Origin of the sequence: Microbacterium schleiferi, from assembly GCF_020781975.1 — a bacterium.
Lineage (GTDB): Bacteria > Actinomycetota > Actinomycetes > Actinomycetales > Microbacteriaceae > Microbacterium.
Genome location: NZ_JAJGNI010000003.1, coordinates 43,641 through 69,532, shown reverse-complemented (window position 1 = coordinate 69,532; position 25,892 = coordinate 43,641). Strand labels below are relative to the sequence as shown.

The following is a 25,892-nucleotide window of genomic DNA, read 5'->3' as shown; positions in this document are numbered from 1 at the left end:
TCAGGGGTAGACGACGATCGGTTCCTGGCCCACGGTGGAGGGGAACACCGGGAAGGCGCCGAGAGCACCGGCACCGACGTAGCCGACGCTCGCGCGCACGGGTCCCCCGCTGGTGAGCTCGTAGGATGCCGCGGCCCGCAGCGGCACCTGGACGCTCGCTCCCGCGGGCACGGTCACCGGGACGGGGTCAGACCCGGGTTCCGCAAGCTCGACAGCCACATCCGCGGCGCCGAGGTTGGCGATGGTCAGGACCGGCCCGGGCCCGCTCGGTACGGCGATCACGGCGGCTGACTCGATATCCGGGGACGGCTGGTACCACGCGAAGTCAGATGCCGCACCGAAGCCGGTCGTCTGCCACACCGCTGCCGCGACCGGCGTCGAGGCAACCACATCCACCGTGTACGACCCCACCGGCAGGCTGGGCATCTCGACGGCGGCCGGGATGCCAGCGCGCAGCTGGACGTTCACCGGATCGATGGCAGGGACTGCAGCACCGACAGCTCGCACCGAGATCGTCGCCTCGGTGTCGGCATCGGGCGAAAGGACCCGCACGATGGTCCCGGCAAGCCCCGTGCCGGTGCCGAGAGCTCCCTCGGTGACCGTGACCCCGACGACAGTTTGGCGCGTTGCGAGCTCGCCGAGCGCTCCGGCTTGATCGACCCCGCCCGGCTCGAGGACCCGCGTGATACTCGACTGCAGGGAGGCCGCGACCGGCGCGCCGGTGGCTTGCACGTGCACGACGGGGCTCTCTTCACCGAGGGCGAGGCCTGCGAGCGGGATGATGCGTTGCGCGCCGGGTCGCACGACGATGTCTCCGCCACCGGGCGGGACCTCGGCTCCGCCCGCTCCATAGACAGTGAGGGTGACAGTCGCAGCAACCTCGCCCGGGTTCGAGAGCACGATAAGGTCGGCGGCGCCTGTCGTGCCGGCTCCGGCCACGAGCCACGAGTCCAGCAGCGGCAGGCGGCACGACGCCGCGCTGTATCCCGCGAGGTCGGGGTCGGCGACTGTCGCGGATCCGGCGGCGGCGAAGGGCTCCGAGCCCGGTGCTGATCGAAGCACGAGGGGTGAGGTGCCCGTGGCATCCGAGACCAACTCGCTGCGATCAAGGGCGTTCTCGCCCGCCGTCGTGACCGCTTGGGGCGCTGCAACACTGATCGAGCCAGCGGCTTCGGAGTCTCGCGCTGACGCGAGGAGGTCGCCGGCGCACACGAGGGTCTGCCCGGCCGACGGTGGCGAGACAGCCACTGACGCCGGTTCCGGCGCGATCGTGGGGACCTCGATCTGCGGCACCAGCGCAACCGCGGCAATGGCGCCAGCTCCCGCGAGAACACCGAAGACGGGTCGGAGCCAGCGTGAGGCCGTGACTGTCATGTTGCCTCCTCACCCGTCGGCTCGCTCGGCAGGGCCTGGGCCTCCTGCGCGCCATCTTCGGGGCGTCGGGCCTTTCCGGCATCCGCTGCTCGCTCGGCGGCAGTCAGGCCCACGATGCGCGGATGTTGCCGGGCGCGGGCGCGGCTCCTCCCCGTCGGTGCCGCGAGCAGCAGGGCGATCACGATGACGGCGATCTGGAGGATCTCGAGTGCGATCCCCCCCGCCGGGCTCGCGGCGCTTGGCCGGGCGCCGATGTCGGAGGTGACACGCCACAGATCGCCCCGTTCGGTGGCCCCGACGGGATCGAGATCATCGCGCTGATCGAGTGCGGTGGCGGACTCGCGCCGGAGCACGTCGGCTGCCGGCGCGTCGGCGCCAGGAGCGAGCAGCACGAAGGCGATCCCCTGGTCGCCCAGCGCAGCAACGGCGTCTGGCGAGGTCGAGCTCACGAGGGCGGCGGCAGTCGCAGCGAGCTGAGCTGACGCGTCATCCACGGCAGTCCGGGTCTCGAGCACGGTGCTATGTGCCCCGATGGTCTCGCTGCCGCCCCAGACCACGCGTGCGGCGAGGCTGCCGTCGGCTTCAGCCGTCAGCACGATCGTCCCCGTCGCGGTGTCGCCACCGCTGTCGGCTTCGACATACGCCGGTAGCGTGCTGGTCGGACCATTCGTGAGTGCCGTGGCGCCCCGCGCCGACGCGGTCAGCGCCGGAGCTGCCAGGATCACCAGAGCCACGATGCAGACCACCGCAGCGGATGCCGAGACGGCTCCGGCTCGCCGGCGGAACCGAGCCATCTCGGCCCGACCGAGTTGATCGAGGGTCAGGGTTGCGCCGCCCACGATGCCCCACCAGGCGAGGCTCAGCCCCGCGCCCGGCCACAGTCCGAGAGCGTTCGCGCCGTCGAAGCGCACCGCGATGTGGGTTGCAGCGACGGCTGTTGCGACGCCGAGCACGATCAGGGCGAGATGAGCGAGACCGACCGGCCATCGTGGCGTCGCAGCAGCGGATGCCGCAAGCAGCGCGATCGGCACCAGCAGGACCGCCGGCACCCACAGCGGCACGGTGGAGAAGAGCTCTGCCCACCCCGCACCGCTTGATGCGGGAAACCCGAGAGACACCCACAGACGAGTGCCTGCGCTGGTCGCCTCGGCCAGTGAGCGGATCGGAGCGCCTGGGTCGGCGAGCAGACCCCACGGCGTTCCCGCATGCACCTGCGTCCATGCCACGGGGCCGAACAGCACGATTGTGGGAACGGGAATCCACAGCATCCGTGCGATGCTCGCCCCGGAACGGCGCACGGCCGCCGCGATGAGCCCGGCGATCAGGACCACGGCCAGCGCGGGAGCAAGCGAGGGTGCCGCAGCAATGACCGCGGCCGCCAGCAGGGACGCTGCTGCTGCCGGAACCCACGAGCGGTGCGCGACGGCACCAGCGAAAACCAGCCACGGCAGCAGAAGGTGCACGATCACACCAGTCGGGACGCCCTGAGTGAGGGCGACCAGGAACGTCGGCGCCAGCGCCCAGCCCACACCGGCAGTGATGCGCAGCACCGGGCGGTCGGTGATCCGGGTCGCCGCGAACCACCCGCCGAGGGCAGCAAGTGGCAGCGCAGCCAACCACAGCAGCACGAGAGCCCGACTCGGCGCGAACGGCCAGAGGGAGCCGATCACCGCGACGACCGCCGAGAACGGGTCGGCGGGTCCCGACACGTTCCACCCCATCGGTCGAAGTCCGTACGCCGCGTCAGCCCAGAGCCCGGCGACGGTGTCGCGCAGCGGCTGAAGCGCACCGCCACCGAGGGCTGGCCACGCCAGCAAGGCGGGGAATGCGGCGAGTGACACGACGGCCATGGCAAGGACGAGCCACGCGCCGCCCCCACCGAAGAAGTGAAGCTCCGCGCGGGGAAGAGAATCCGGCGCGGGCTCGGCGGGTTCGACCGCTCGCTCTCGGGCGAGCGCCGTCGAGACTCGAAGAGGGGCGATCCGCGACCAGGGCACGGTGCGGTGACGACGCAGGTGGCGTCTGCCCCGCGCGACCGCAGCAAGGCGCACCATCGCGAGAATCGTGGCTGTCCACTCCCCTGCGATCCGGCCCGGATCCTTCATCACCAGCTGTGCGATCGTGCGGCCGAGGGCAACAACCGGCAGCGACAACCAGATCGGAACGAGCAAGAGGGGGTGGGCAGAGGTCAGACGCCGGTGCAACTGGGCAGCGCGGCGCCGAGCGATGATCATGCGGCGCCGGCGGCCGGTGTCGGCGAATGGGAGTCCCGCCACGCCATCACCCGAAACGGCGACGCGAGTCGTCGGGACCAGCGCAACCCGCCCTCCCATGAGGCGTGCTGCCACAGCGAGGTCAAGGCCTTCGTCCGCGTCGCGGAGGGCCGGGTCGATCCCGCGCACCGCGCGGAAGACGGACCCGCGCACGAGCACGGCACGGATGTCGGAACCCAACACATCGGTAATGCCATCGCGCTGACCCTGATCGAGGTCGCCGGCTGCCAGCTCCACGGAAGAGCCGGCGCGGGTCATGCTCACACCGAGCGACACGATCCGTTCGGGACGGTCATCACGCACCAGCTTCGGCGCAACGAACGCGAGCGTCGGCGAAAGCTCGAGCTGCCCGGCGAGGCGGGCCAGTGCCTCGGGTTCCGGAGCGGTGTCTTGCGCGAGTAACCACAGCAGGTCGGCATCCATACCCGTGCCGCTTCGAGGATCCGGCTCGAGGGCCGCACTGGCCACCGCTGCCGCGAACCGCGTCCGCCGCCCGAGACGGATGACGCGCACGCCCCGCCCATCAGCGGTGGGATCGGGGAGGTTTCCTGGCTCGAGGGCGTCCTCAACTGCCGGGTCGGTTCCGCACACCACCAAGGTCACGGCATCCGGACGGCGAGAGCCCGCCGCCACGGACGCGAAGGTGCGACGAAGGTGGTACGCCGCGGACGTGCGACCGTCGGGACGCACGACGACGATCGCGTGAACAGTGCCGGGCATGACGCCGTCAGCCTATGGTTGCGTCCCCCGACGCAGGCGCCTTGGGCCCGGCGTTTCCGGCTGAGGGCTCACGCGAGCGCTGAAACCCCCGCAGCCAGTCAGCTTGCCCGGCGCTTGAGCTTACGACGTTCACGCTCGCTCAGACCGCCCCAGATCCCGAATCGCTCGTCGTTCTGGAGCGCGTATTCCAGGCATTCGCCGCGGACATCGCACGAGCTGCAGATGCGCTTCGCGTCTCGCGTCGAGCCGCCCTTCTCGGGGAAGAACGCCTCGGGATCGGTCTGCGCGCACAGCGCGTCGGTCTGCCAGGCGAGAGCGTTCTCGTCTTCCGGGTCGACACGACGTACGCCTGGCACGCCAAGATGTACCGGGTCGACGAACCAGTTGTCCGGCACACCCGAGCGGTACTGCGAAGCCGACATGTCGTTCTCCCCACCTCAAGAACTCCCCCACGCGGTCAGCGTGTTGCAGTAATTACACCGGTGTAGTTCGCTGCGGTCAAGTCGCAGATCGTAAACCCTCAATCGCCGCCTTAACCTTCTTGGCGGAATTCGCGGCGTGTCGCGGGTGGAACTACTGTCCAGGTTCGGCGATGAAGACCTCGCCAGTACCCGAGATCGAGACCGATCCCTCGTTCGGGGTGATGAGGGCCGCCGACCCGGGGCGGAGTGTGAGGCGGTCTTGGGTATCCGCACCCGTGATCTCGACCTCACCGGAGGTCGCGACGGCGATCGCGATGCCGTTCATGCGAACCTCGACAGCTGCGCTCGGATCCGCCGTCACCTGCGTCAGAACGAAATCGGGGACGCCTCCTGTGAACGTGCGGGCAGTGCCCGCGGCGGGATCGAGCACGGGCGCGGGTCCCGGTCGCGGGTCGAGGATCGCCGTGAGTTCGGCCACATCGATGTGCTTCGGCGTCAGTCCCCCGCGCAGCACGTTGTCGCTGGCTGCCATGATTTCCACGCCCAGCCCTTCGATGTACGCGTGCAGGACACCCGCCGGGACGAACACGCCCTGACCGCGGCGCAGGATGACAAGGTTCAGAAGCATGGCAACGACGATGCCGGGGTCGCCCGGATAGTGGCTCTGCAGGTGGCGCACCAGCTCCAGCTCATCCCTGAACTCGTCGGATGCCGCATCCGTCGCCGCGGCGATGATCTCACTCACCTGCGCACCTGCTGCCGGCGAGAGAATCCAGATCAGTGCTGCCGCGAGCGCGTCTGCGTCATCCGGGTGGGAGTCGAGAACCGCGCGCAGCGGTGCTGTCGCTTCCCCGACGGCGTCGAGGAGCCGCCGCGTGGCGGCGAGCTCGCGCAAGCCGGCCAGCGCGAGGAACCTGTCGCTGAGGGCCACGATGATCTCGGGCTTGTGGTTGGCGTCTCGATAGGTCCGCGTCGCAGCGTCGCGAGGGGTCCCTGCGGCTTCCTCGCGCGCGAACCCTTCCTCGGCCTGCGCCTTCGACGGGTGGGCCTGAATCGACAGCGGCGAACCAGCCGCGAGGATCTTCAGCAGGTACGGCAGTCGCTCCGGAGTGCCCTCGGGCGCGTCGCCGGAGGCCAGCCACTCACCGAGCGTCCGCCCGTCCGGGACGCGGGCCGGGTGGCCGGGATGGTCCCCGAACCACACTTCGGCCTCGGGCGCGCCGGTCGGGGTGCGTCCCTCCAGCTCGGCGATCAGAGTCGTGGACCCCCAGGCGTAGTCGCGGGGCGTGTTCATAAGCGGAACCAGCACGCGACCAGCGTACCGACGCCAGCGTCAGCATCCTGGCCAGTGGCCCCCGCATCGGGCAGACGCTGAGCGCTACCCTGAGAGCACCATGGCCAGCTTCAGCCGTCATCCAGCTTCGGCGCCGCCGGTCGCTCCAGAGCGGGAGCGCACCCGGCATCTTCTGCTGCGCGGTTGGATGGTCTTCAGCCTCTTCTTTGCCTTCACAGCTCCGGGCTGGGTGCTCGGATTCGGCGTGCCCGTCACGGCGATCGTCTGCGGTGTGATCGTCGCCGGATCAGCGGTCATGGTCGCGGTAATCCGCCCACCGTTCCAATGGCGACGGCTCCCCTGGATTGCGGGAACGTTCATCCTGTGGGCCGGGCTGTCCATCGCGTGGTCGGGCTGGCGCGAGACATCCGCGCTCACGTGGCTGCTGCTGGTTGCCACGACCTTCCAGGGAGTCGCCATCGCGAGCGTGCTCACCTGGCGCGAGATCGTTCGCGCGATCGGGGCCGCCCTCGGATGGGTGATCGGCCTGTCTCTTGTCGCCGAGGTGCTGGTGGCGTGGCTCGTCGGCGGCACCCTGTACGCGGGGTTCGAGACGGATGCCGCGGCCGGCGGCGCCGAGTGGATCAGCGGCGGTATCTTCGCCGGCGCGCGCATCGACGGCGTCATCGGGAACCCGAACCTCCTCGGCATGATCGCTCTGCTCGCGGTCATCGTGTTCGCGATCGAATTCGCCGCGCGAGAGTCGCGCCGGATCATGCTCGGCGTGTGGATCGGACTCTCTGCCCTGACGCTCGTGCTCGCGGCATCCGTGACCGCCTGGATCGCCACCGCCGGGGTCGCACTCGTCCTCGCGACGGTCCTGCTGATGCGGACCGCTCGAAAGCCCGGCGAGCGCACGCGCTACTACGTCGGCTATGCCGTCATCGGCGCTGCTGGCGCGCTCGCACTCTGGGTGTGGCGGGTTCCCGTGTTCACCGCGCTCGACCGCACGGCTGACCTTCTCGACCGCGAAACGATCTGGACCGCCGTGCTGAGTCGTGCGGGTGACCACCTCGCGATCGGTGGCGGCTTCGCCACGCCCTGGCTGCCCTGGGATCCCGCGTTCCAGGACTGGATCGTGCTCGATGGCAGGCAGGTCACGCAGGCGCACAGCGTGTGGGTCGACATCCTGTTTCAACTCGGCGTCGTCGGCGTCTTCCTGCTCGGTTTCGCCTACCTGGCGTTCGTGTGGCGTTCGTGGTTCTTCGCCGTCGACCGGCCGCGCTGGGATCTGCGGGCCGACCGGCCGTATTCGGCGCTGACCCTGCTGCCGACGCTCACCGCCGCGGTACTCCTCGTCCAGGGTCTTGCCGAAACCGCGCCCCTCATGGGCTGGGGGTGGATGCTCATGATCCTGCTCGGCTCGAAGATCAAGCAGTCGCCGCACATCGGCGAGGGGCCTGCCGAACAGCGCCTCGCGATCGAACGCGGGGAGCTGCTGCGGGCCAACTGACTTCGGCCGCGGATGGCTCTGCATTCGGGGCGAAGGCTCGGGAGTCTGTGACCGATCTGTGACATCGGCCAGCTAGCGTGGCCAGCGATGACGGCTTTCAGCGCCTCTACGGCCACTCTTCCTGTCGTCGCCCCCTCCACCACGATTCCGCTGCGCCGCGCTCCGCACCTGTGGGCCGGCGTGGTCCTGTTCATCGCCTTCACGGCACCCGGATGGGCGGCGGCGTTCGGCGCACCCGCAGCCGCTGGCGCAGGCGTCATCGCGTGCGCGGGAGTCGCGGTCATCGCCGTGCGCGTCATCCGTGCCCCGCAGTGGCGGGCACTCCCCTGGACCGCGCTTACGTTCGCAGGATGGGCCGGCGCCAGCCTCGCGTGGTCGCGGTGGCCAGAAACGACTGCCCTGACCTGGACTCTGCTAGCAGCGACCACGCTGGTCGCCATCGCGCTTGCGGCGATGCTGACCTGGCGCCAGCTCGTATCGGCCCTGGCCTGGGCACTGGCCGCTGTTATGGCGCTGTCGGTGGCCTTCGAAGCGTGGGCAGCGCTCGTCGTGGGCGGCCCGGTCGGGATCGAGTTCGCTGCGGTGGACGCAGACACCGCGCGCAGCGATATCTGGACGAGCGCCCAGCTCTTCACGGGCGGACGCCTTGACGGCATTGTCGGCAACGCCAACCTGCTCGCGATGCTGGCCCTGCTCGCGGTCGTCGTCCTCAGCATCCGTCTGGCCATCGAAGCACGGCGCCGAGGGCTGTTCGCGGTCGCGCTGGCCGTCTCGGTGTACCTCCTCGTTCGCACCGAATCAGCCACGGCGTTCATCGCGACGATCGCTCTCGCGATCGCCCTTGTCATCCTGCTGGCGGCACGTATAGCGCGCACGACGGCGGGTCGCGTGCGGGTCTATCTCGCTGCGGCAGTGGTCGGCGCGGTCACGGCGGGCCTCGCGTGGGTGATGCGGCGCGGCATCCTGTCGTTCCTGGGCCGCGACGGGGACCTCACCGACCGCACCGAGATCTGGGATCTCGTATTCTCGCGCGGGGCCGCCCAGCCGGTCGTCGGCAACGGCTTCGCCACACCGTGGATCCCCTGGGACCCCGCGTTCTCCGACTGGATCGTCATGCCCCGAGGGCTGCACATCATCCAGGCGCACAGCGTGTGGGTGGACGTGTGGTTCCAGCTGGGCGTTGTCGGGGTGGTGCTGCTTGCGGGCCTGTACGCCCTCTTCGCGTGGCGCACCTGGGTCTTCGCCGTGCGCCACCACCGATGGCAGCGCCGGGACGACCGGGTCACCGCCACCGTGTCGCTCCTCCCCGTCGCCGTCGGCGTCATTGTTATCGTCCAGGGGATCACCGAGTCGAGCCCGCTCCTGCTCTGGGGGTGGATGCTGACCGTGCTGTTCCTGGCGAAGCTGCAGCCTCCCGACAGGGCGTCGCAGATAGGATCGTCGAGACATGCGCGCCGCGAACCAGAACCCGACTTCGTCTGACTCGATCTTCGACCCCTCCACGGCCACGATCGTGGCGGTCACGTTCAACCGGTCGGGCCTACTTTCCCGCCTCCTCACGAGCATCGAGGAGATGGATCCAAAGCCCGGACACGTCGTCGTCATCGACAACGCCTCCTCTGATGACACCACCGAGGTCGTCGAGTCCTTCCGCGAACGGATCGGCACCGAACTCGTTTACCGCCGCCTCGAGACGAATACCGGCGGGTCCGGCGGGTTCAGCGCGGGAATGCAGACCGCGTACGAGCTCGGATCCGAGTGGATCTGGCTCATGGATGACGACGTCGAGGTTATCCCCGACGGACTTGCCAAAATGGGCCGGTGGTCGAGGCGCTTCCAGTCAATCCAGGGACGCCGCTACGACTTCGACGGCAGCGAGTTTTACTGGCAGTACCGCATCGCTGCGCGCATGGGAATCCCGATTCCCTTCGCTCCCGCCGAGTTCGATGCATCCGGGTATAAGGAGATGAACTCCGGATGCTTCGAGGGGATGTTCATCCACCGCGATATCGTGCAACAGATCGGCCTGCCCGACCCGCGCTTCTTCATCTACTGGGATGACCAGGTCTACGGATGGCTCGCTTCGCGAATCACGACATCCGTCATCGTGAATGAGTTCGTACTGCGCCGCACCCGGGAGATCAAGCAGTGGGACATGGGCGTTCGCCACATGAACGCCTCGAGCGACGCGTACCGGTACTACATCATGCGGAACCGTGCCATGATCAAGCAGTACTACCGCTCCGTCGGCTTCTACCGGCCTGTTCCGTTTGCGGTGGGAACCGTACTCACCTTCATCAAGGAGCTCATCCGCCTCGTCGTGGTGGAGCGCACCGCCCGCGGCACGAGCCACCTGTTCCGCGGGCTTCGTGACGGCCGCACCATCTCACGTGACCGAAGCTGGATGCCGATGCCGCCCCTCGTCGAGCGCGTGTCGTCCTGAGACCTCGTCGATCGGCGGGACTCATTCTCGCCTTTGGTCGGAGGGCGGCACAGAGGCATCAGCCCGCTCGCGCCCGACCAGCGTCTGCCGGGTAGCGGATACCAGCCCACGTCCCACGGGCCGCAGCTTTCACCTTTGCTCGTCTCCCGGTCTCCAGCAGGAGCATCTTCACCCAGGCCTTGATCGAATAACGAAGATCGTCCCCAAGCCAGCCTCTCGGCCCGAACCGCCGCAGGAGGATGATGCGATTACGCGCCGAGTAGTAGTGGCGCAGCGGGGAGTAATTGGCGAGATAGACCCGACGACCGAAGATCTCGGCCGGCTGGGAGTCTCCGAAGCGATGATCCAAAAGGGTGTCGAACACTTTGACATTGACGTAGCCGCGGGCCTTGGCGCGTAGACAAATATCGTGATCGACATAGTCGATGAACAGGTCAGCGTCGTGCAGGCCGACCTCGCGAAGGAGCGCCGCAGAGAACAGCGAACCCGACGAAATCAACGTGTTGACGTCGCGCGCACCGATTCCGCGGTCGCTGTCGTAGACTCGGCCGGTCTCAGCCGCGCGAAGGGCGGGACCGACGACGCCCGTTCTTGTGCCGTGCCGGCCTGAGTAGGCGAGCAATGCGTTGAGCATGCCCGGAGCGACCGTGCTGTCCTGATCGAAGATCCACACGAACGGGTAGCCCGCGTCGAGCGCCGAGCGCATTCCTGCATTGAACCCCGCACCCACGCCGACGTTTCCCGCCTGATCGATGACGGTAACCCGCGCTTCAGCTGCGAGCGGCGCGAGAGCCGCTGCTGTCTGCGCGTCGGGAGAATTGTTGATCACGAACACGCGCGACACCTGCTGCAGGAGAGCGTGTACGTTGCCGATCACTGCAGCATCGGGGTGGTAACAGAGCACGACCGCAGCTACGGATGATCCTGCTCCAGCGACGGGTGACGGATCCTGAGTGCTCATGCCAGTTCGTTGTTCCACAACGCGAGGGCGGAAGCGATTGCCATGTGCATGTCGAGATATTGGTAGGTACCCAATCGTCCCCCGAACCAGACGCGTGGCTCGCGGGCAGCGCACTGTCGATAGGCAAGCAAACGCGCGCGGTCTGCTGACGTGTTCACGGGGTAGTACGGTTCATCGGAAGCGCCGGCGAACCGAGAGAACTCACGAACGATGACGGTCCGGTCGCGTGGGTACTCGTCGGCGCGCTCAGGGTGGAAGTGACGGAACTCGTGAATCCGCGTGTACGGCACTTCAGCATCCGCGTAATTCATGACGCTCGTACCCTGAAAGTCAGGAATGTCGAGAACCTCTCGTTCGAAGTCGAGAGTCCGCCATGTCAGAGCGCCCTCCGCGTATCCGAAGTATGCATCCACCGGCCCCGTGTAGACGACATCAACCGAGCCCACGACTGCGTCGCGGTGGAGCGGCTGATCGCGATCGAAGAAGTCCGTGCCGAGCCGGAGGTCAATGTTCGGATGGTCAGCCATCCGCTCCAGCCAGGCCGCGTATCCATGCGCCGGAAGGCCTTCCCACCTATCGTTGAAATATCGGTTGTCGTAGGTGTAGCGCACCGGGAGACGGCTGATGATGTCGGCGGGTAGATCACGCGGATCGGTTTGCCACTGCTTGGCTGTGTAGCCACGAATGAAGGCCTCATAGAGGGGGCGGCCAATCAAGGCGATTGCGCGTTCTTCGAGATTGGCGGCGGATTTCACGTCGAACTCGGATGCGTGCTCGGTGATCAGCTGACGCGCTTGCGCGGGCGACAGCGCGGAATGGAAGAACTGATTGATTGTGCCGAGGTTGATGGGAAGTGGGTAAATCGTGCCCGCGTGCGCCGTGTAGACGCGATGGACATACGGCGTGAACTCCGTAAAGCGATTCACGTAGTCCCACACGGCCGCATTGGACGTATGGAAAAGGTGAGCGCCGTACCTGTGAACTTCGATGCCCGTTTCGGGGTCAGGCTCGCTGAATGCGTTGCCCCCGACGTGGGATCGACGATCGATAATGGTGACCCTGCGGCCTGCCGCCGCCGCACGCTCCGCGACGGTGAGTCCGAACAGGCCCGAGCCCACCACCAACAGATCCATGCATCCACCTTCTGACTGCATCCGACATCCGCGGCTCGTCTGGATCGACCCAGCTTGGTGCAGCCACTCGAGTCTATCGAGCGCCTTTCGGCATCCCCCGAGTCAGGCTCAAGCGGCCCGTAGAATCCCACAGGTGTCATCAATTGCAGGCCCGGAGATTTCGTGAGCGCCCTGGGGGCGGATGTGAAACGGCTGTTCACCGCCATCCGCCGTCGAGTTCGTTGGTATCGCGGCAGGCTCAACTGGACGATCCAGGTGAGCGCACCCAACGACGAGACGGCCAAGCGATGGGGAGATACGGCGTTCGCGGACGATCTTTCCCATGCCCTCGAGGCTCAAGGACAGGTCGCACGGGTCCAGTTCTGGGATGCACCGAGTCCTTACCCACTCGGCGACGAGGATGTCGTGATCTCGCTCCTCGGGCTCCATCGCTGGAGCCCCGGCGCGGGAGTCGTGAATTACCTGTGGATCATCAGTCATCCCGACGAGGTGAGCGGGGCCGAAGCGGACGCGGGCTGGACTCGGATATTTGCCGCTAGCTCATCCTGGGCGCGCCTCGACGAGCTAGGTGCGGAGCCGCTGCTGCAGGCAGCGTCGGCCAGCCGTTTCGATCCGAGCACGGTTACCCCTCGAGACGGCGCCGACATCGTCTTCGTGGGCACATCCCGTGGTGTCCGTCGCCCCGTGATCTCTGACGCGATCAGGGTCGGGGCTGAGGTGGCCATATACGGACATGACTGGGGACGCTTCGTACCGCCGGAGATGATCCGCGCGGAACATCTCCCCTTCGCGGAGGTCCCCAGTGTCTACGCTGGCGCACTCGTCGTGCTGAACGATCATTGGGACGACATGCGCCGCGCAGGCTTCCTGTCGAACCGCCTCTTCGACGCGGCCTTCGTCGGATCGCGTGTTATTTCAGACGACGTTCCCGGCATCCGGGAGGTCTTCGGCGGCCTTGTGCGCACATATTCCTCCGATGAAGAACTCGTGATGGCCCTCGCTCCCGACGACGGCTGGCCCGATTCAGACGAGCGCGACCGCATCGTCATGCTCATTCGCCGCGAGCATTCCTTCGACGCCCGAGCACGGCAACTCATCGCATACGCCCGGGAAGACGGGCGGCACGCGTTCCGTTCAGCTGCTCGACGGCGGTGGCGGGGCCTTACTCATCAAGCACAAGAGAGGCACTGACTGCACCACGAACCATGCCCGTCATACGCTCATAGTTCTCCGTGTTGAAGGACGTTGCCTGAGGTGTGTCGTGGAGGTGACGCCCTGCTGAGTCCATGAGCGAGGTGTTGACGAAGTATTTTCCCGAACCGAGCGTGGTCGACTCGACGATGAACTCAAGCCGCGCTACGCCTCGAAGTGGCGGCATCTCAAGGCCGAGCCTGCGCGTATCCGTACCGAAGACCTTCTGGCCCAGCGTGTTGTCGATCTGGATCGCGCAAAGCCAGTCTGTCAGTGTCTCTCGAGCTTCCAGTTCCGCCGTGACGACGAGGTCGTCACCGAATCGGATCTCTTCGCCCTCCTTGCGAGCGGCTGCGCGCACTGTCGTGCGGAGCACTCTTCCGACCGGCCCGTCGGCCTCGTGATCCGTGCCCCCCGCCCGCGCGGCATCTTCGTCCCGGCGGCGGCCCTCGAGGATGTCGCGGAACTTGGACACTGCAGCCATCGAATCGCCTTCGTACGCAACTTCGCCGCGGTTCATCAATACCGCGCGATCGCAGAGCTCCGTGATCTGCCCGAGACTGTGACTCACGATGATGATCGTGCGTCCCTCTTCTTGAAATGACCGGATCTTATCCAGGCACTTCCGTTGGAAAGCTTCATCGCCGACGGCGAGAACCTCGTCGACGAGGAGGATGTCGGGATCGGTGTGGACCGCAACTGCAAAGGCCAAGCGAACATACATGCCGGACGAGTAGAACTTGACCTGTGTATCGATGAACTCCCCGATTCCGGAGAAGGAAAGAATGTCGTCGAACTGATCGTCGGTCTCTTCTCGCGACAGACCTAGCAGGGCGGCGTTGAGATAGACGTTTTCTCGCCCCGTCAGGTCCGGATGAAAGCCCGCACCGAGTTCGATCAGTGCGGCCACGCGACCGCGCTGACGCACGGAACCGGAAGTGGGCTGGATGACGCCTCCGATCACTTTCAGGAGGGTGCTCTTGCCTGATCCGTTGTGTCCGATGAGTCCGATCGTCTCACCCGCACGGATTTCCATGTGTACGCCACGCAGTGCCCAGAAGTCCTCTCGATGCCGACGCCCGGCACGCCCCAGCGTCACCAGACGCTCCTTCACGGACGAATCTTTGCGCACCGTGAAGCGCTTGGAAACGTCGTCGACGCTGACTACGACGGGGGGATGTGAGGCGCGATCAGGCAAACTATCCATCACGGTTCGACCTACAGTTCCTGTGCGAAATCGCCCTGCAGGCGAAGGAAGATTCGGTGGCTGCCGATGAGAATGACCAGTCCAACCCCGATGGCGATCGTCATCCTGAGCAGCAGATCGGCGGGCTGTGCGACGGAGTCGGACTCGATCCAGAACGCACGCTGAAAGCCGATAACTGCGAGCGTGAGGGGGTTGTTCGTGTAAAGCTCGAGGACCAGCGAGTTCGTCACGCGCTCGCTGACCATCTGCCACGAGTAGACCACCGGGCTAGCCCAGAACAGCACCATCATCGCTACCTCGACGAGGTACTGAACGTCACGAAGGTAGACGTTCGCGGCCGCAAGAAAAAGTCCGAACCCCAGCGCGTAGATCAGCACGATCAGCACCGAAGGAATCGCATAAAGCAGCTCCGCGTGCCACGGAAAGCTCCCGGACACGACCGTCGCAACAACCAGAATCCCGAGCTGGATAGAGAAGTTGAATAGCGCGGACCCCACCGACGCAAGCGGAAACAGCTCGCGCGGGACATAGACCTTCTTCACGAGCGCCGCGTTTGCGATGACAGCTCCTGTTGCACCCACTAACGTCTCCGAGAAGAGACCCATGATCGTCAGTCCGGTGAAGATGTAGATCGCGAAATCGGGGATTCCCCTCGCAGCTTGTAAGAACTGACCGAGGACGATGTAGTAGATCGCCAACTGCATCAGGGGACGCGCGAGAGACCACAGGAAACCGAGGGCCGAATCCTTGTACTTGGCTTTGAGGTCGCGCCTGACTAGAAGGCCAAGCAGCTCCCGATGACCGAACAGGTCACGGACCGGTGTCACGAATGAACGGGCACCCGACATCGCGGGCGCGCCGACTACTGTCAACGGAGCTTCGGCCAATCGTGCGAAGCGCTCCGCGGAGACGCCACCTTCGCTCTCACTCACCCGGTTAGCTTAGTCCGCCTGTCTGCCGATTGCGTCTCGCCCGCGCCCAGCCCCGCGCACCGGCGCGAGGTACTTGCTGAGACGATTTGCGAGGCGTACGGCGAATCGACGATGCGCTGCATCGAGCTGTCTGCGAAGGTCAGCGATCTGCTCATCCCGCTGGTCGATGTGCGTCTTCCCCTCGGCAACCGCCAACATCGCTACGTGAAGTGACCCGTGCACGGACTCCAGCGAGTCCCTGAGATCCTGAAGACGACGCTCGTACTCTGCCTCGATCGCTGTGAACCTACGTCCGTCCCGTGCAAGCTGAGCCTGGCGGTCGGAGACATACAGAAGGTCGCGAACGACGAGTTCCGGGGTTTGCTCAGCAAGGTGAGCGAGCCGGCGATCCTCCACCAACTCGCCGACGTACGCGAGTTCGGCGATCTCGTCGGGAAGGGGGTGCTTTGCGACGTATGTCTCTTCAAGGCGTCCCTGCTCCAAACGACGGAAGTCCTGCATCCCGTGGTGCCTCGGGCTGGGTTCCAGGTCGGGGTTCGCCCGGTAGGACTCTCCGGTGTTGCGAACCTTTCGCTCGTATTGCGCCCACGATCGCCACGGCAGGTGGAGCACTTCGATACGAGGTTCGGGGACCGGATCGCCCCAGTTGGGAGCAGAGACGAAGTGATTGCCCTGGCTGACAGACACCTCGGCGTGCCCCCGATGAATCGCGTCCCCCGTCGGATGAAACGGGATGCCTGCAGATACGAGCCGCTGAGCACTCCGCCGGTCGCGGTAGATCAGGCGTTGCAGTCCCGTTCCATCGACGGCAGGCGCGCCTGTCAGGTTCACGACCTGCACCGTCACATACTGCACAGCCTCGTCAATGCGGCGGAGCTCGTCGCGAAGAGTGCTCGCCTCGTCCGCCGCGACGAAAAATTCGTCGGCATCGGCGTTGATAACCCAGTCGGCCCCGTACTCCGTCGCCGCGAGACGCGCCATCCTGGTTACGGTTTCGGACTGCTGCTTTCGGTGAACGGGATCATCCCAGACTGTGACGAACCCACTCTGCGCGAATCGTTCGAGCGCCTCTCGCGTTCCGTCGACCGAACCGTTGTCGGTGACCAGGATGTGGTCGACACCTTGCCTTCGGTGATGCTCGAGCACCGCCTCGATGATGTCCGCTTCGTCACGGACCATCATCGTCATCACGATCTTCACGATGGAAAAACCCGCTCCTAAGTAGCCCCCGCCCACGGGTTGATGCGCCGGAGGGCTTGGCGCCATCTCTTGAGACTATCCACAGCTCGCGCAAATGTCCGATTCCGGTGAGGATGATTCAGACTCACGTACATCCGAGCGAAATCAACGATCGTCCCGGTGCCCGTAAACCCCATGCCCTTGACGAGGCGGATCTGGTTGAGAACGTCACCGGGGATGGTCGCAGACATCTGGTCGAGGTTGAACTCCAACGATGTATGGCTCACAGCCATGTATTCGGGAGTAGCGATCGTGCGCGAGTGATATCCGAGTTCCGCCGCCGCATAGACCGGAACACGCTCCAGCACGTGTGCGAGGCCACCATCCCGATACGCCTCGGCGCCACCGAAGTCCTGATAATTCCAGTTGTGCTCAACCAGGAGTCGCAATGCCTCGGGGCGGGCGAAGAACATCGAGCCGTACGGAGCGAGAGGCGTGATCTCGTCGACGGGGACTCGAATTCCCAGTTCTCGACTCAGTCGTTCGTATCCTGGCTTGTTCGACCACCATCCGCGCCCGAGCGTGGGGTAGCCGAAGTGGATTGTCGGCGGAAACGCAAGACCGAGACCGGGCTCACGCTGGAACAGCCCGAGCACATTAGCGGCATAACCCTCGCTGGCCAGGAGGTTGAGGAACTGCTGCTGTTTGAAATGGCGTCCGACGTTGAAGCCGTCCTGCGGCGTCTTCTTCGAGTGGAGTTTGACAACGATGTCGAACTCTCCCGACAGCAGGATGTCACGGCATCCGATGAGGAAAGCACTTTGGTCTCGACCGTTGTTCGACTCCACCACACGGACATCGATGCGATCGCGGGGCCATCGCAGAGAGACCGTTCGTTCGATTTCTTCCGCGCGCGCGCGATCGGGAGTTGTCACGACGAGCGTGCATTCGCCTGGTAACCGCTCCGCGAGGTCGAGAATCTCGTCGGTCATGTCCGGGTAGAAAATGTGGGCGATCACGACCACGCGAAAAGGGCGACCCTCGTCGTAGATGAGTCCGTCATGGAACAGCGTCGAATGCAGCCCAAGGTTCGCATGCAAATCTTTGGGGGCCACACTGCGAGCCAGAGACGAGAGCGCGATTTTCCCCGGGTATCCCCGAGCGATCATCGCCTCCCACACGTCGCGGCCGATGACAGCGTGTTTGTCGAGAAACGGAGGGAAACTTGTGAAGATCCGTCGTACAACGATCGGGCAGCCTCCGTTCACCAGATCAACTGCGCGGAAGAAGGCGGGGTCGGTGCTGTTGTAGCGCGCCCCAGGAAACGCTGCCTCCCAGGTGAGTGCGAGATCGCTAAGCCAGCCGGCAATCGCCTCGCCGAGTTCGGTCCAAGCCCGCTTTTGAGAGAGGAAGTCCGCCCACATCCGCCACGGGAGCCGGAGCGGGCGCACGACGATCCACTCCGGCGAAGGCACTACGGCCGCTTGGCCATCGCCGTTGTCATGGCTGCGGTCGGTCATCGACCATAGCGCGGCCTCGCTTCTCGTCATCCGGTCGAGCAGCGCAGGGAATGGACCCACAGGGCCGAGCCATTGGTCACCCGTGAAGATCACCTCATCGAACCTGCCGAAGTCAAGCCGATCCGCCGCTGCGCTCCATGCCACCGTCGCACCGACTTCCCCCGGAACCCCGAACGAGTACACGTCATCTGCGATCTGCTCCGCGCGCTCGAGACCCTCGGGACTAAGCCCGCCTACCACCGCGATCGAGTCCACCTCGGCGCGCAGAGCCACCAGGGCATATACCGTGGCTTCGTCTATATCGCCGCGTCGGTCGGTTATCGCGAAAACGAGCGCGCGGTGCACAGCCGGGGCGGACGGCGACAGACGCTCAGAACTCACAGCTTTCCTCCTTCTGCTCGTGAGGGACTCCGACGAGGAGGGCGACGCAGTGCTTTGACCTTGACGAGCACCCGCCTGAGAAGGTCGAGCGCGGGATCGGTGCGACGGGCCAGCCTCGGGTATTTGAAGCGAAGGTACATCCGCGCGAAGCTCCCCGGGCCAGCCGCGCTCATCCATCCCGCGCGGTGGAGAAACTGAATCTGCTCCACGGGATAGCCGGGTGTCGTCGAGGCCAATTGGTCGAACGTGTACTCGAGCGAGATGTGACTAAGCGCCGCGTGTCTCTCCGTCATGACCGTACGGCAGTGAAACCCGGACTCGCCCGCGACGTTTGCGATGATCCGTTCCTGCGTACGAGCAAGATCGGCTCCGCCAGGGGCGCCTTCGCGTCGATAGTCGTCGTAGGCCCACTTGTGCGCGGTGAGCGCTCGCATCGCGCGAGGGCGGAAGACCATCATTCCTCCCAGGGGCGCCAACGGGGATACCCCATCGAGAGGTACGCGGACGCGCAACTGCTTGCACAGCCGCTCGGCTGCGGGGCCATATACCGACCATCCCCGACCGAGCGGTGCGTAGCCGATGTGCACGGTTGGCGGAAAGACGACGCCGAGGCCCGGTTCAGACTCGAAGAGGGCGAGGAGGTTGGAGAAGTAACCAGGTGAGTCGATGATGTTGTCGATCTGTTGGCTCTGAAAGTACCGCCGCGCGTTCTTCGCCGAGGTTCCCATCTTCATCGTGTGGACACGCACGATGAGATCCACATCCTCTCGCGCCAGCACATCAACGAGGCCGACAAACAACGCAGCGATGTCGCGTCCATCGTTGGCAGGAAGCACGCGGACCTCTGCGGACCTCATCCGCGGATCATTCAGATCTTGTAGCGCCTCATGCACCGAACCTTGGTCGGTGGACGACGCGACCGTCACAATCAGCTCGAAAGGCTCAGCGATGGCCGACACCCTCTGGAGAAGGGCACCCGCCGCTGATGCATCGGAAATGTGGGCTGCGACGATTATGCGCTGCCTCCCCCCTCCCGGGCGTGGCACGTCCGGCAGGATTTCCAGCATGGCCAGATCCGCGTTTAGCGTCCGTGGTGCGACATTCCTCGCAAGGTTCGCCAGGATGTTCTCCACTGGGTAGCCGTACTGCGCGACCCTATTGAGCAGATCCCGGCCGATGACGGCATGCCGGTCAAGGAATGGCGGGTAGTGAAAGAATGGTCGCCGCTTGATCAGCGGGCAACCGGCGTCAAGAAGCAGATCCGCGTTGAACAACGCTGGGTGATCTGTCGGATAGTCCTCGCTGGGGAACGCCACCCCGTGGGTGAACCCCTCGCTTTCGAAGGCGTGGGTGAACACGATTTCATGTTTGAGGACGGCATCGAAGTAGCCCGGCATGCTCGGAAGGTCGCGCCAGTAGTCTCGCCATTGTGATGACTCCAGCATGCGCCGTCGCACCGCGATCCAGAACGACTGCAGGTGGTAGTGCATCACTCCCTTCCGGGTGAACGGATTCGGCTCTTCGCGCGCGTGATCGGTCATCCCCCAGAAGTCGATTGGCTGCGCATCCATACGTTCAAAGACGGGGCCGAACGGGCGCACTGGTCCGTACCACGTGTCGTTCGCGAAGACGACTTCGTCATACTCGTTGATGGCTTCGCCGAGGTGGTCAATCGCGTGCTTGTGTGCCCAGATGTCGAAGCCGACATTTGGACGCACAAGTATCTCGTCGCAGACCTCTTCCAGCGCAGCGCGCCCGCCGTCGTCCAAGCTGCCGTTGACGACGACCAGGATGCGGTCGGAATGTATTCTCAGCCCCGCGAGCGTGAAGAGTACGAATTCCTCGACGCCTCCGCGCCTGTCCCAAATGACATAGACAAGCAGGCGTCGTCCACTTGTAGGGAAGATCTGAGGTTGCGTCACCTGACCACCGTTCGTGACGGGCCCGGAATCTCCGACACCCGAATCATCAAGCGGCGATCCTACTGCTTCCCATATTCAAGAACCTTGAGAAGGTAGGCGCCGTAGCCGCTCTTGACCAAGGGCATAGCGCGTTCGCGGAACTCGTCGTCGGTGAGGAAGCCCATACGCCAGGCGACCTCTTCAGGTGCTCCGATTGAGAGCCCCTGGCGCTTTTGAACAGTGCGGATGAATTCGGTTGCTTCGCTGAGCGAGTCAAACGTGCCCGTGTCCAACCATGCTGTGCCTCGCGGCAGCAACTCGACCTGAAGCGATCCCCTTTCGAGGTACTCCCGGTTCACGTCCGTGATCTCGAGCTCACCACGCGGCGAGGGCTTGAGCTCTTTGGCGATATCCACAACATCGTTGTCGTAGAAATACAGCCCTGGGACCGCATAGTGACTCTTCGGAGCCTCAGGCTTCTCCTCGAGCGAGACAACCCGCCCGCCGGCGTCGAATTCGACAACCCCGTATGCGGTCGGGTCATCGACCCAGTATCCGAAGACCACGCCACCGGTGAGGTCATGATAGCGACGAAGACGCGTGCCCATACCGGGTCCGTAGAAGATGTTGTCGCCAAGAACGAGAGCAACACTGTCGGTGCCGATGTGATCCTCACCAAGGATGAATGCCTGGGCGAGACCGTCGGGCGATGGCTGTGTTCGGTAGGTGATCGATACACCGAACTGTGAGCCGTCCCCCAGTAGTCGCGTGAACTGATCCGCATCGTGCGGGGTCGTGATCACCAGAATCTCGCGGATGCCGGCGAGTATAAGCGTCGACAGCGGGTAATAGATCATCGGCTTGTCGTAGACCGGGACGAGCTGCTTTGAGACGCCGAGAGTGACCGGATGCAGCCGCGAACCCGTGCCTCCGGCAAGAATGATGCCCTTCATGCGTATCAGTCTGATCGATCGCGCTCGGTCGACCAAGCCAGGGTGCTCTCATCCGCTCCAGATAGTCTTTCTTGCATGCGTACGCTTCTGGTTACTGGTGGTGCTGGGTTCATTGGGTCGAATTTTGTCCACCATGTGGTTGAGCACACGGATGACACCGTCGTGGTGCTCGACAAGCTCACCTACGCCGGCAATCGCGCCTCGCTCGCGGGTCTGTCCGGGGATCGGGTGCGGTTGGTTGTGGGTGATATCGCGGACGCTGCGGTCGTTGACCCGTTGGTCGCGGATGCGGACGCTGTCGTGCACTACGCGGCCGAGTCTCACAACGACAACTCGTTGCATGATCCGCGTCCGTTCCTGGACACAAACATCATCGGCACGTACACGCTGCTGGAAGCTGCCCGGAAGTACGGGACCCGGTTTCATCACATCTCTACCGACGAGGTGTACGGGGATCTGGAGCTGGATGATCCGGAGCGGTTCACTGAGCACACCCCGTACAACCCGTCGTCGCCGTATTCCTCGACGAAGGCGGGTAGTGACCTGTTGGTGCGGGCGTGGGTGCGTAGTTTCGGGGTGCAAGCAACGATCTCTAACTGCTCGAACAACTATGGGCCGTATCAGCATGTGGAGAAGTTCATTCCGCGGCAGATCACGAACGTGATCCGCGGCATCCGTCCCAAGCTCTACGGTGCGGGCGAGAACGTGCGGGACTGGATCCACGCCGACGATCACTCCTCGGCAGTTCTCACGATCCTGGATAAGGGTGAGATCGGGCAGACGTACCTGATCGGCGCCGACGGGGAGCGCACCAACAAGGCAGTGGTCGAGTTGATCCTCACCCTGATGGGTCAGCCGCAGGATGCGTACGATCACGTCACCGACCGGGCAGGTCACGACCTGCGATACGCGATCGATTCGACAAAGCTGCGCACCGAGCTGGGGTGGACCCCGCGGTTCCAGGACTTCGAGGCGGGTCTTGCCGCGACGATCGACTGGTATCGGGAGAACGAGGCGTGGTGGGCGGCGTCCAAAGACGGTGTTGAGGCGTTCTACGCCACCAAGGGCCAGTGATGACGGAGTACGGTAAACCGCTCTCGGTGACCGAAACCGGCATCCCGGGGCTGGTGGTGTTCGATCTGCCGGTGCACGGGGATGCGCGGGGCTGGTTCAAAGAGAACTGGCAACGCGAGAAGATGACCGGCCTGGGCCTACCCGATTTCGGGCCGGTGCAGAACAACATCTCGTTCAACGATGCTGTCGGCACCACCCGCGGCATCCACGCCGAACCGTGGGACAAGTGGGTCTCGGTCGCGACCGGACGGATCTTCGGCGCGTGGGTCGACCTGCGGGAAGGCCCCACGTTCGGGCAGGTGTTCACGACCGAGCTCGACCCGTCGCGGGCGATCTTCGTGCCCCGCGGGGTCGGGAACTCCTACCAAACCCTCGAACCCGACACCGCGTACACCTACCTCGTCAACGACCACTGGTCCCCCACCGCCGAGTACAGCTTCCTGAACCTCGCCGATGAAACCGCCGGCATCGACTGGCCGATCCCGCTTGACCAGGTGCAGATCAGCGAGAAAGACCTGAAGCACCCACGCCTGGCTGATGTCACCCCGATCGGGCCGCGGAAGATCCTCGTCACCGGAGCGAACGGGCAACTCGGCCGCGCCCTGCGCGCGCAGTTCGGGGATGCCGCGCACGTCGAGTATGCGACCCGAGACGACCTCGACCTGACCAGCCCCGACCTCGCGACCGCGCGACGGTGGCGGGACTACGGCACCATCATCAACGCCGCCGCCTACACCGCCGTCGACACCGCTGAAACCCCCGACGGGCGCCGCGACGCCTGGGCCTCGAACGTCACCGCCGTCACCGCGTTGGCGCGCATCGCGACCGAGAACGGCATCACCCTCGTCCACATCTCCAGCGACTACGTCTTCGACGGCACCTCCCCCACCCCCTACACCGAGGCCGACCCGTTCAGCCCGCTCGGCGTCTACGGACAAACCAAAGCCGCCGGCGACGCCATCGTCGCTACCGTGCCCCACCACTACATCATCCGCACCAGCTGGGTCATCGGCGACGGCCACAACTTCGTCCGCACCATGGCATCCCTCGCCCAGCGCGGCATCAACCCCCGCGTCGTCAACGACCAGATCGGGCGACTCACCTTTACCGCCGATCTCGCGGCAGGAATCCGCCACCTTTTGGATACCGACGCGGTGTCTGGTACATACAACCTCACCGGCTCAGGGCAACCGAGCACATGGGCCGAGATCGCTGCGCAGATCTTTGAAGTAACCGGCCACGACTCTGCTCGTATCACCGGCATATCGACTGATGAGTACTTCGCGTCGTCAACTGCCCCGGTCGCTCCCCGACCGCGCAACAGCACCCTGGACCTCGCCAAGATCCGAGACTCCGGGTACTCACCTGCGAACTGGAATGAGTCGCTTTGGCGCTACCTGGCAGGCGAGAGTTGAACGGAGTGCCAAAACAACTGTACGAATGGTGGACGAGATTCACCGCCCTCACCGACGAGGATCTGCCTCGGGCCCGGGTGGTCGGAAGCGGCGCCGCACTGTTCTGCGTGATCTTCGCGGTCCTCGTAACGACAGCGATCAACGGCACATCGTCCGGCGCGTTCTTCGCAATGATGTACGCCGGCTCCGACCCCGCGCTCCTCTTCGGCACACCGAACCTCATCCGAACCGATGAATGGAATGTACAGACGGTCTGGGCGATCGCCCAGGTGCAACAGGGGCTGCCCGTTATCAACGGCACCTTCCCAGGGGGGATGGATGCGACGATCCCCCAGGATCTCCCCCGGATTGACTGGAGCGCCGTCTTTCGCCCCCACCTCTGGGGCTTTCAGTTCTTTGACGTCGATCACGCGCAAGCGTGGAAGTGGTGGCTCCCACTACTCGGTGTTGCCATTGCCACCTACACCTTCGTCATCGTGGAGATGCCGCGCCGGCCTCTCCTTGCCGCTCTCAGTGCCGTAGCCGTCTCCGCAAGCCCGTTCCTGCAGTGGTGGTTCTTGCAGACCACGCTGTGGCCACTCGCCTGGGGGTTTGCCACCCTCGCCGCGGTGAGATGGTCACTGCGCACCTCACGATCGTGGCATCGCTGGATCTGGGCATCGGTCATCATGTATCTGACGGTGGTGATGGCGATGGGCATCTACGTCCCCTTCATCATTCCCGTCGTCATCATTACGGCGCTGACAGCAATCGGAATGGTGATCGCGGCTGCGCCCGGCCTCCGGTGGCCCACCGTGATCATGAGGCTAGTGCCGTTGCTAGTGGGCGGGGTCGTAGCTGGAATGATCCTCATTGTCTGGCTCATCACGCGGTGGAGCACGGTAACCGCCTTTCTGTCTACTGCCTATCCCGGAGAGCGCTTGGTTCCGACCGGGCTGGGCGCGTCTTTGCAGTCAATCGCGGCACTCTTCGGATCGGGTTTCATAGGTTCGCTGCGAAATGCAGGCCGATTCCTCGACGGAAACGCATCCGAGTCAGCGACGTTCTTCCTGCCCGCGGTGTTCCTTCTTCCCGTGATCGTTTGGGTTGTCGTGAAAGCGTGGCGGTCGCGCCGAGCCGACGTGTGGCCGCTTCTGCTCGCGGTAGTGGGTGGAATCGTGCTCCTCGCATATATAGCGATACCCGGCTGGGATGGTGTCGCGCACCTCCTGCTCCTGGACCGCTCGACGCCGGTGCGTGCGCGCATCGGTTTGGGCTTCGGGTCGTTCGTCGTCGTGATCTTGTTGCTGGGAATGCTCTCGCGGACGAACCGCCCCGGATGGCTCGTTGCGGCTCTCGGCGCAGTTGCATTCATCGCCAGTCAGGCCGCGATAGCGGGCGGCCTTGCGGTGTATGCACCGGATCTGCTGCAGCTCTCGGGGCCATGGTGGTTCATCACGATCGTGTCTGCTCTTGCCATACTCGCAGTCGGTCGCGCGTGGCCGATTGCCGCGATGGCCGCACTCGCAGCGGTCGGACTGATCGGTTCTTTCGGTGTGAATCCGCTGTACCGTGGCGTGTTCGATCTGCGTGACACCGCGCCCGCCCAAGCGATCATACAAATCAACGACCAACATCCTGGAACATGGGTGGCCGTCGGAGATCGGCTAACCACTGCCCTGGTGCTCGAAAGCGGCGTCACGGCATACAACGGTTTCCAGGGGGCACCCAACCCTGAGATGTGGGAACAGATCGATCCCACATCGACTTACGCATTCGAGTGGGACCGACTCGCGGGCGTGTCATGGGTACCCGGCCCCGGCGCACCTGTTATTACCAATCCGTATCCGGACCAGATCCAAGTCACTTTCGATGCATGCTCGGAGTTCGCGCAGGAGAATGTTCAGTATGTCGCGTCTGACTCCGCAGCGGATCTGGACCAGCGCTGCCTCGTCAAATTGAACAGTCTTCCGGTCGCGTCAACAGACATCATCCTCTGGGAAGTGGTGAGACCCCCGGACTAGGACCGGTGTTCATCGTGGCTTGGG

At 64.8% G+C, this 25,892-nt stretch carries 19 protein-coding genes; 7 read left to right on the top strand and 12 right to left on the bottom strand.

Translation table 11 applies throughout. The features are described 5' to 3' along the window. The 4 genes from LL236_RS04325 to manA form a co-directional block, all read right to left on the bottom strand. The gene (locus LL236_RS04325; protein WP_228177572.1) at window positions 1–1,374 is read right to left on the bottom strand and encodes a DUF5719 family protein; all 1,374 of its coding nucleotides are present in this window, start codon (window positions 1,372–1,374) and stop codon (window positions 1–3) included. Beyond that, a complete protein-coding gene (locus tag LL236_RS04320; protein WP_228177571.1) occupies window positions 1,371–4,367 on the bottom strand; it encodes a glycosyl transferase in 2,997 nt (998 codons plus the stop codon). Before LL236_RS04320 ends, LL236_RS04325 begins: the two co-directional genes overlap by 4 nt. 98 nt (window positions 4,368–4,465) lie before the next feature. Continuing rightward, window positions 4,466–4,789, bottom strand: a complete 324-nt coding sequence (locus LL236_RS04315) for a WhiB family transcriptional regulator (protein WP_228177570.1) — start codon at window positions 4,787–4,789, stop codon at window positions 4,466–4,468. 151 nt (window positions 4,790–4,940) lie between these two features. Beyond that, window positions 4,941–6,098: a mannose-6-phosphate isomerase, class I gene (gene manA / locus LL236_RS04310; protein ID WP_228177569.1), complete on the bottom strand. Its 1,158-nt coding sequence runs from the start codon at window positions 6,096–6,098 to the stop codon at window positions 4,941–4,943. An 85-nt stretch (window positions 6,099–6,183) separates the two neighbouring features. On the opposite strand from manA, the gene LL236_RS04305 reads away from it, so the two are divergent. From LL236_RS04305 to LL236_RS04295, 3 genes are all read left to right on the top strand, one after another. Continuing rightward, entirely contained in the window at window positions 6,184–7,575 is a 1,392-nt protein-coding gene (locus LL236_RS04305; protein ID WP_228177568.1) for an O-antigen ligase family protein, read from the top strand. Between the two features lie 87 nt (window positions 7,576–7,662). After that, window positions 7,663–9,057 (top strand): O-antigen ligase family protein, encoded by a 1,395-nt coding sequence (locus tag LL236_RS04300; RefSeq protein ID WP_228177567.1) that lies wholly within the window; start codon window positions 7,663–7,665, stop codon window positions 9,055–9,057. Then, window positions 9,023–10,018: a glycosyltransferase gene (locus LL236_RS04295; RefSeq protein ID WP_228177566.1), complete on the top strand. Its 996-nt coding sequence runs from the start codon at window positions 9,023–9,025 to the stop codon at window positions 10,016–10,018. The genes LL236_RS04300 and LL236_RS04295 overlap by 35 nt, the downstream gene beginning before the upstream one ends. A gap of 58 nt (window positions 10,019–10,076) precedes the next feature. Here the strand turns inward: LL236_RS04295 and LL236_RS04290 are convergent, their stop codons facing one another. Both LL236_RS04290 and glf read right to left on the bottom strand, forming a co-directional pair. Next, window positions 10,077–10,979, bottom strand: a complete 903-nt coding sequence (locus LL236_RS04290; protein WP_228177565.1) for a glycosyltransferase family 2 protein — start codon at window positions 10,977–10,979, stop codon at window positions 10,077–10,079. After that, entirely contained in the window at window positions 10,976–12,112 is a 1,137-nt protein-coding gene (gene glf, locus LL236_RS04285; RefSeq protein WP_228177564.1) for a UDP-galactopyranose mutase, read from the bottom strand. The genes LL236_RS04290 and glf overlap by 4 nt, the downstream gene beginning before the upstream one ends. A gap of 162 nt (window positions 12,113–12,274) precedes the next feature. On the opposite strand from glf, the gene LL236_RS04280 reads away from it, so the two are divergent. Beyond that, window positions 12,275–13,303: a glycosyltransferase family protein gene (locus LL236_RS04280; protein ID WP_228177563.1), complete on the top strand. Its 1,029-nt coding sequence runs from the start codon at window positions 12,275–12,277 to the stop codon at window positions 13,301–13,303. On the opposite strand, the gene LL236_RS04275 is transcribed toward LL236_RS04280, so the two are convergent. The 6 genes from LL236_RS04275 to rfbA form a co-directional block, all read right to left on the bottom strand. After that, on the bottom strand, window positions 13,275–14,510 hold the full coding sequence (locus LL236_RS04275; protein WP_228177562.1) for an ABC transporter ATP-binding protein: 1,236 nt from the start codon (window positions 14,508–14,510) through the stop codon (window positions 13,275–13,277). The genes LL236_RS04280 and LL236_RS04275 overlap by 29 nt on opposite strands. 11 nt (window positions 14,511–14,521) lie before the next feature. Continuing rightward, complete coding sequence (locus LL236_RS04270; RefSeq protein WP_267189556.1) at window positions 14,522–15,358, bottom strand: ABC transporter permease; 837 nt, start codon at window positions 15,356–15,358, stop codon at window positions 14,522–14,524. A gap of 93 nt (window positions 15,359–15,451) precedes the next feature. After that, complete coding sequence (locus LL236_RS04265) at window positions 15,452–16,642, bottom strand: glycosyltransferase family 2 protein (RefSeq protein WP_228177560.1); 1,191 nt, start codon at window positions 16,640–16,642, stop codon at window positions 15,452–15,454. Window positions 16,643–16,659: 17 nt separating this feature from the next. Next, complete coding sequence (locus tag LL236_RS04260; protein WP_228177559.1) at window positions 16,660–18,522, bottom strand: rhamnan synthesis F family protein; 1,863 nt, start codon at window positions 18,520–18,522, stop codon at window positions 16,660–16,662. After that, entirely contained in the window at window positions 18,519–20,444 is a 1,926-nt protein-coding gene (locus LL236_RS04255; protein ID WP_228177558.1) for a rhamnan synthesis F family protein, read from the bottom strand. Before LL236_RS04255 ends, LL236_RS04260 begins: the two co-directional genes overlap by 4 nt. Before the next feature lie 59 nt (window positions 20,445–20,503). Further along, on the bottom strand, window positions 20,504–21,376 hold the full coding sequence (rfbA, locus tag LL236_RS04250; protein ID WP_228177557.1) for a glucose-1-phosphate thymidylyltransferase RfbA: 873 nt from the start codon (window positions 21,374–21,376) through the stop codon (window positions 20,504–20,506). Window positions 21,377–21,451: 75 nt separating this feature from the next. Here rfbA and rfbB point away from each other — a divergent pair, with 75 nt between their 5' ends. The 3 genes from rfbB to LL236_RS04235 are packed head-to-tail and all read left to right on the top strand — an operon-like array spanning window position 21,452 to window position 25,868. Beyond that, window positions 21,452–22,450 (top strand): dTDP-glucose 4,6-dehydratase, encoded by a 999-nt coding sequence (gene rfbB / locus LL236_RS04245; RefSeq protein ID WP_228177556.1) that lies wholly within the window; start codon window positions 21,452–21,454, stop codon window positions 22,448–22,450. Next, window positions 22,450–23,865 carry a dTDP-4-dehydrorhamnose reductase gene (gene rfbD / locus LL236_RS04240; protein WP_228177555.1) on the top strand — a complete coding sequence of 472 codons (1,416 nt, stop codon included), beginning with the start codon at window positions 22,450–22,452 and terminating at the stop codon, window positions 23,863–23,865. The genes rfbB and rfbD overlap by 1 nt, the downstream gene beginning before the upstream one ends. 5 nt (window positions 23,866–23,870) lie before the next feature. Then, complete coding sequence (locus tag LL236_RS04235; protein WP_228177554.1) at window positions 23,871–25,868, top strand: DUF7657 domain-containing protein; 1,998 nt, start codon at window positions 23,871–23,873, stop codon at window positions 25,866–25,868. The last annotated feature ends 24 nt before the right edge of the window (window positions 25,869–25,892 follow it).

What these genes read in the sequence shown, in the direction of transcription:
- LL236_RS04275 (WP_228177562.1), bottom strand. Translation starts at nt 14,510, where the DNA reads ATGGATAGTTTGCCTGATCGCGCCTCACATCCCCCCGTCGTAGTCAGC.
- LL236_RS04270 (WP_267189556.1), bottom strand. Translation starts at nt 15,358, where the DNA reads ATGTCGGGTGCCCGTTCATTCGTGACACCGGTCCGTGACCTGTTCGGT.
- LL236_RS04315 (WP_228177570.1), bottom strand. Translation starts at nt 4,789, where the DNA reads ATGTCGGCTTCGCAGTACCGCTCGGGTGTGCCGGACAACTGGTTCGTC.
- LL236_RS04320 (WP_228177571.1), bottom strand. Translation starts at nt 4,367, where the DNA reads ATGCCCGGCACTGTTCACGCGATCGTCGTCGTGCGTCCCGACGGTCGC.
- rfbD (WP_228177555.1), top strand. Translation starts at nt 22,450, where the DNA reads ATGACGGAGTACGGTAAACCGCTCTCGGTGACCGAAACCGGCATCCCG.
- LL236_RS04305 (WP_228177568.1), top strand. Translation starts at nt 6,184, where the DNA reads ATGGCCAGCTTCAGCCGTCATCCAGCTTCGGCGCCGCCGGTCGCTCCA.
- LL236_RS04325 (WP_228177572.1), bottom strand. Translation starts at nt 1,374, where the DNA reads ATGACAGTCACGGCCTCACGCTGGCTCCGACCCGTCTTCGGTGTTCTC.
- LL236_RS04295 (WP_228177566.1), top strand. Translation starts at nt 9,023, where the DNA reads ATGCGCGCCGCGAACCAGAACCCGACTTCGTCTGACTCGATCTTCGAC.
- rfbB (WP_228177556.1), top strand. Translation starts at nt 21,452, where the DNA reads ATGCGTACGCTTCTGGTTACTGGTGGTGCTGGGTTCATTGGGTCGAAT.
- LL236_RS04300 (WP_228177567.1), top strand. Translation starts at nt 7,663, where the DNA reads ATGACGGCTTTCAGCGCCTCTACGGCCACTCTTCCTGTCGTCGCCCCC.
- LL236_RS04290 (WP_228177565.1), bottom strand. Translation starts at nt 10,979, where the DNA reads ATGAGCACTCAGGATCCGTCACCCGTCGCTGGAGCAGGATCATCCGTA.
- glf (WP_228177564.1), bottom strand. Translation starts at nt 12,112, where the DNA reads ATGGATCTGTTGGTGGTGGGCTCGGGCCTGTTCGGACTCACCGTCGCG.
- rfbA (WP_228177557.1), bottom strand. Translation starts at nt 21,376, where the DNA reads ATGAAGGGCATCATTCTTGCCGGAGGCACGGGTTCGCGGCTGCATCCG.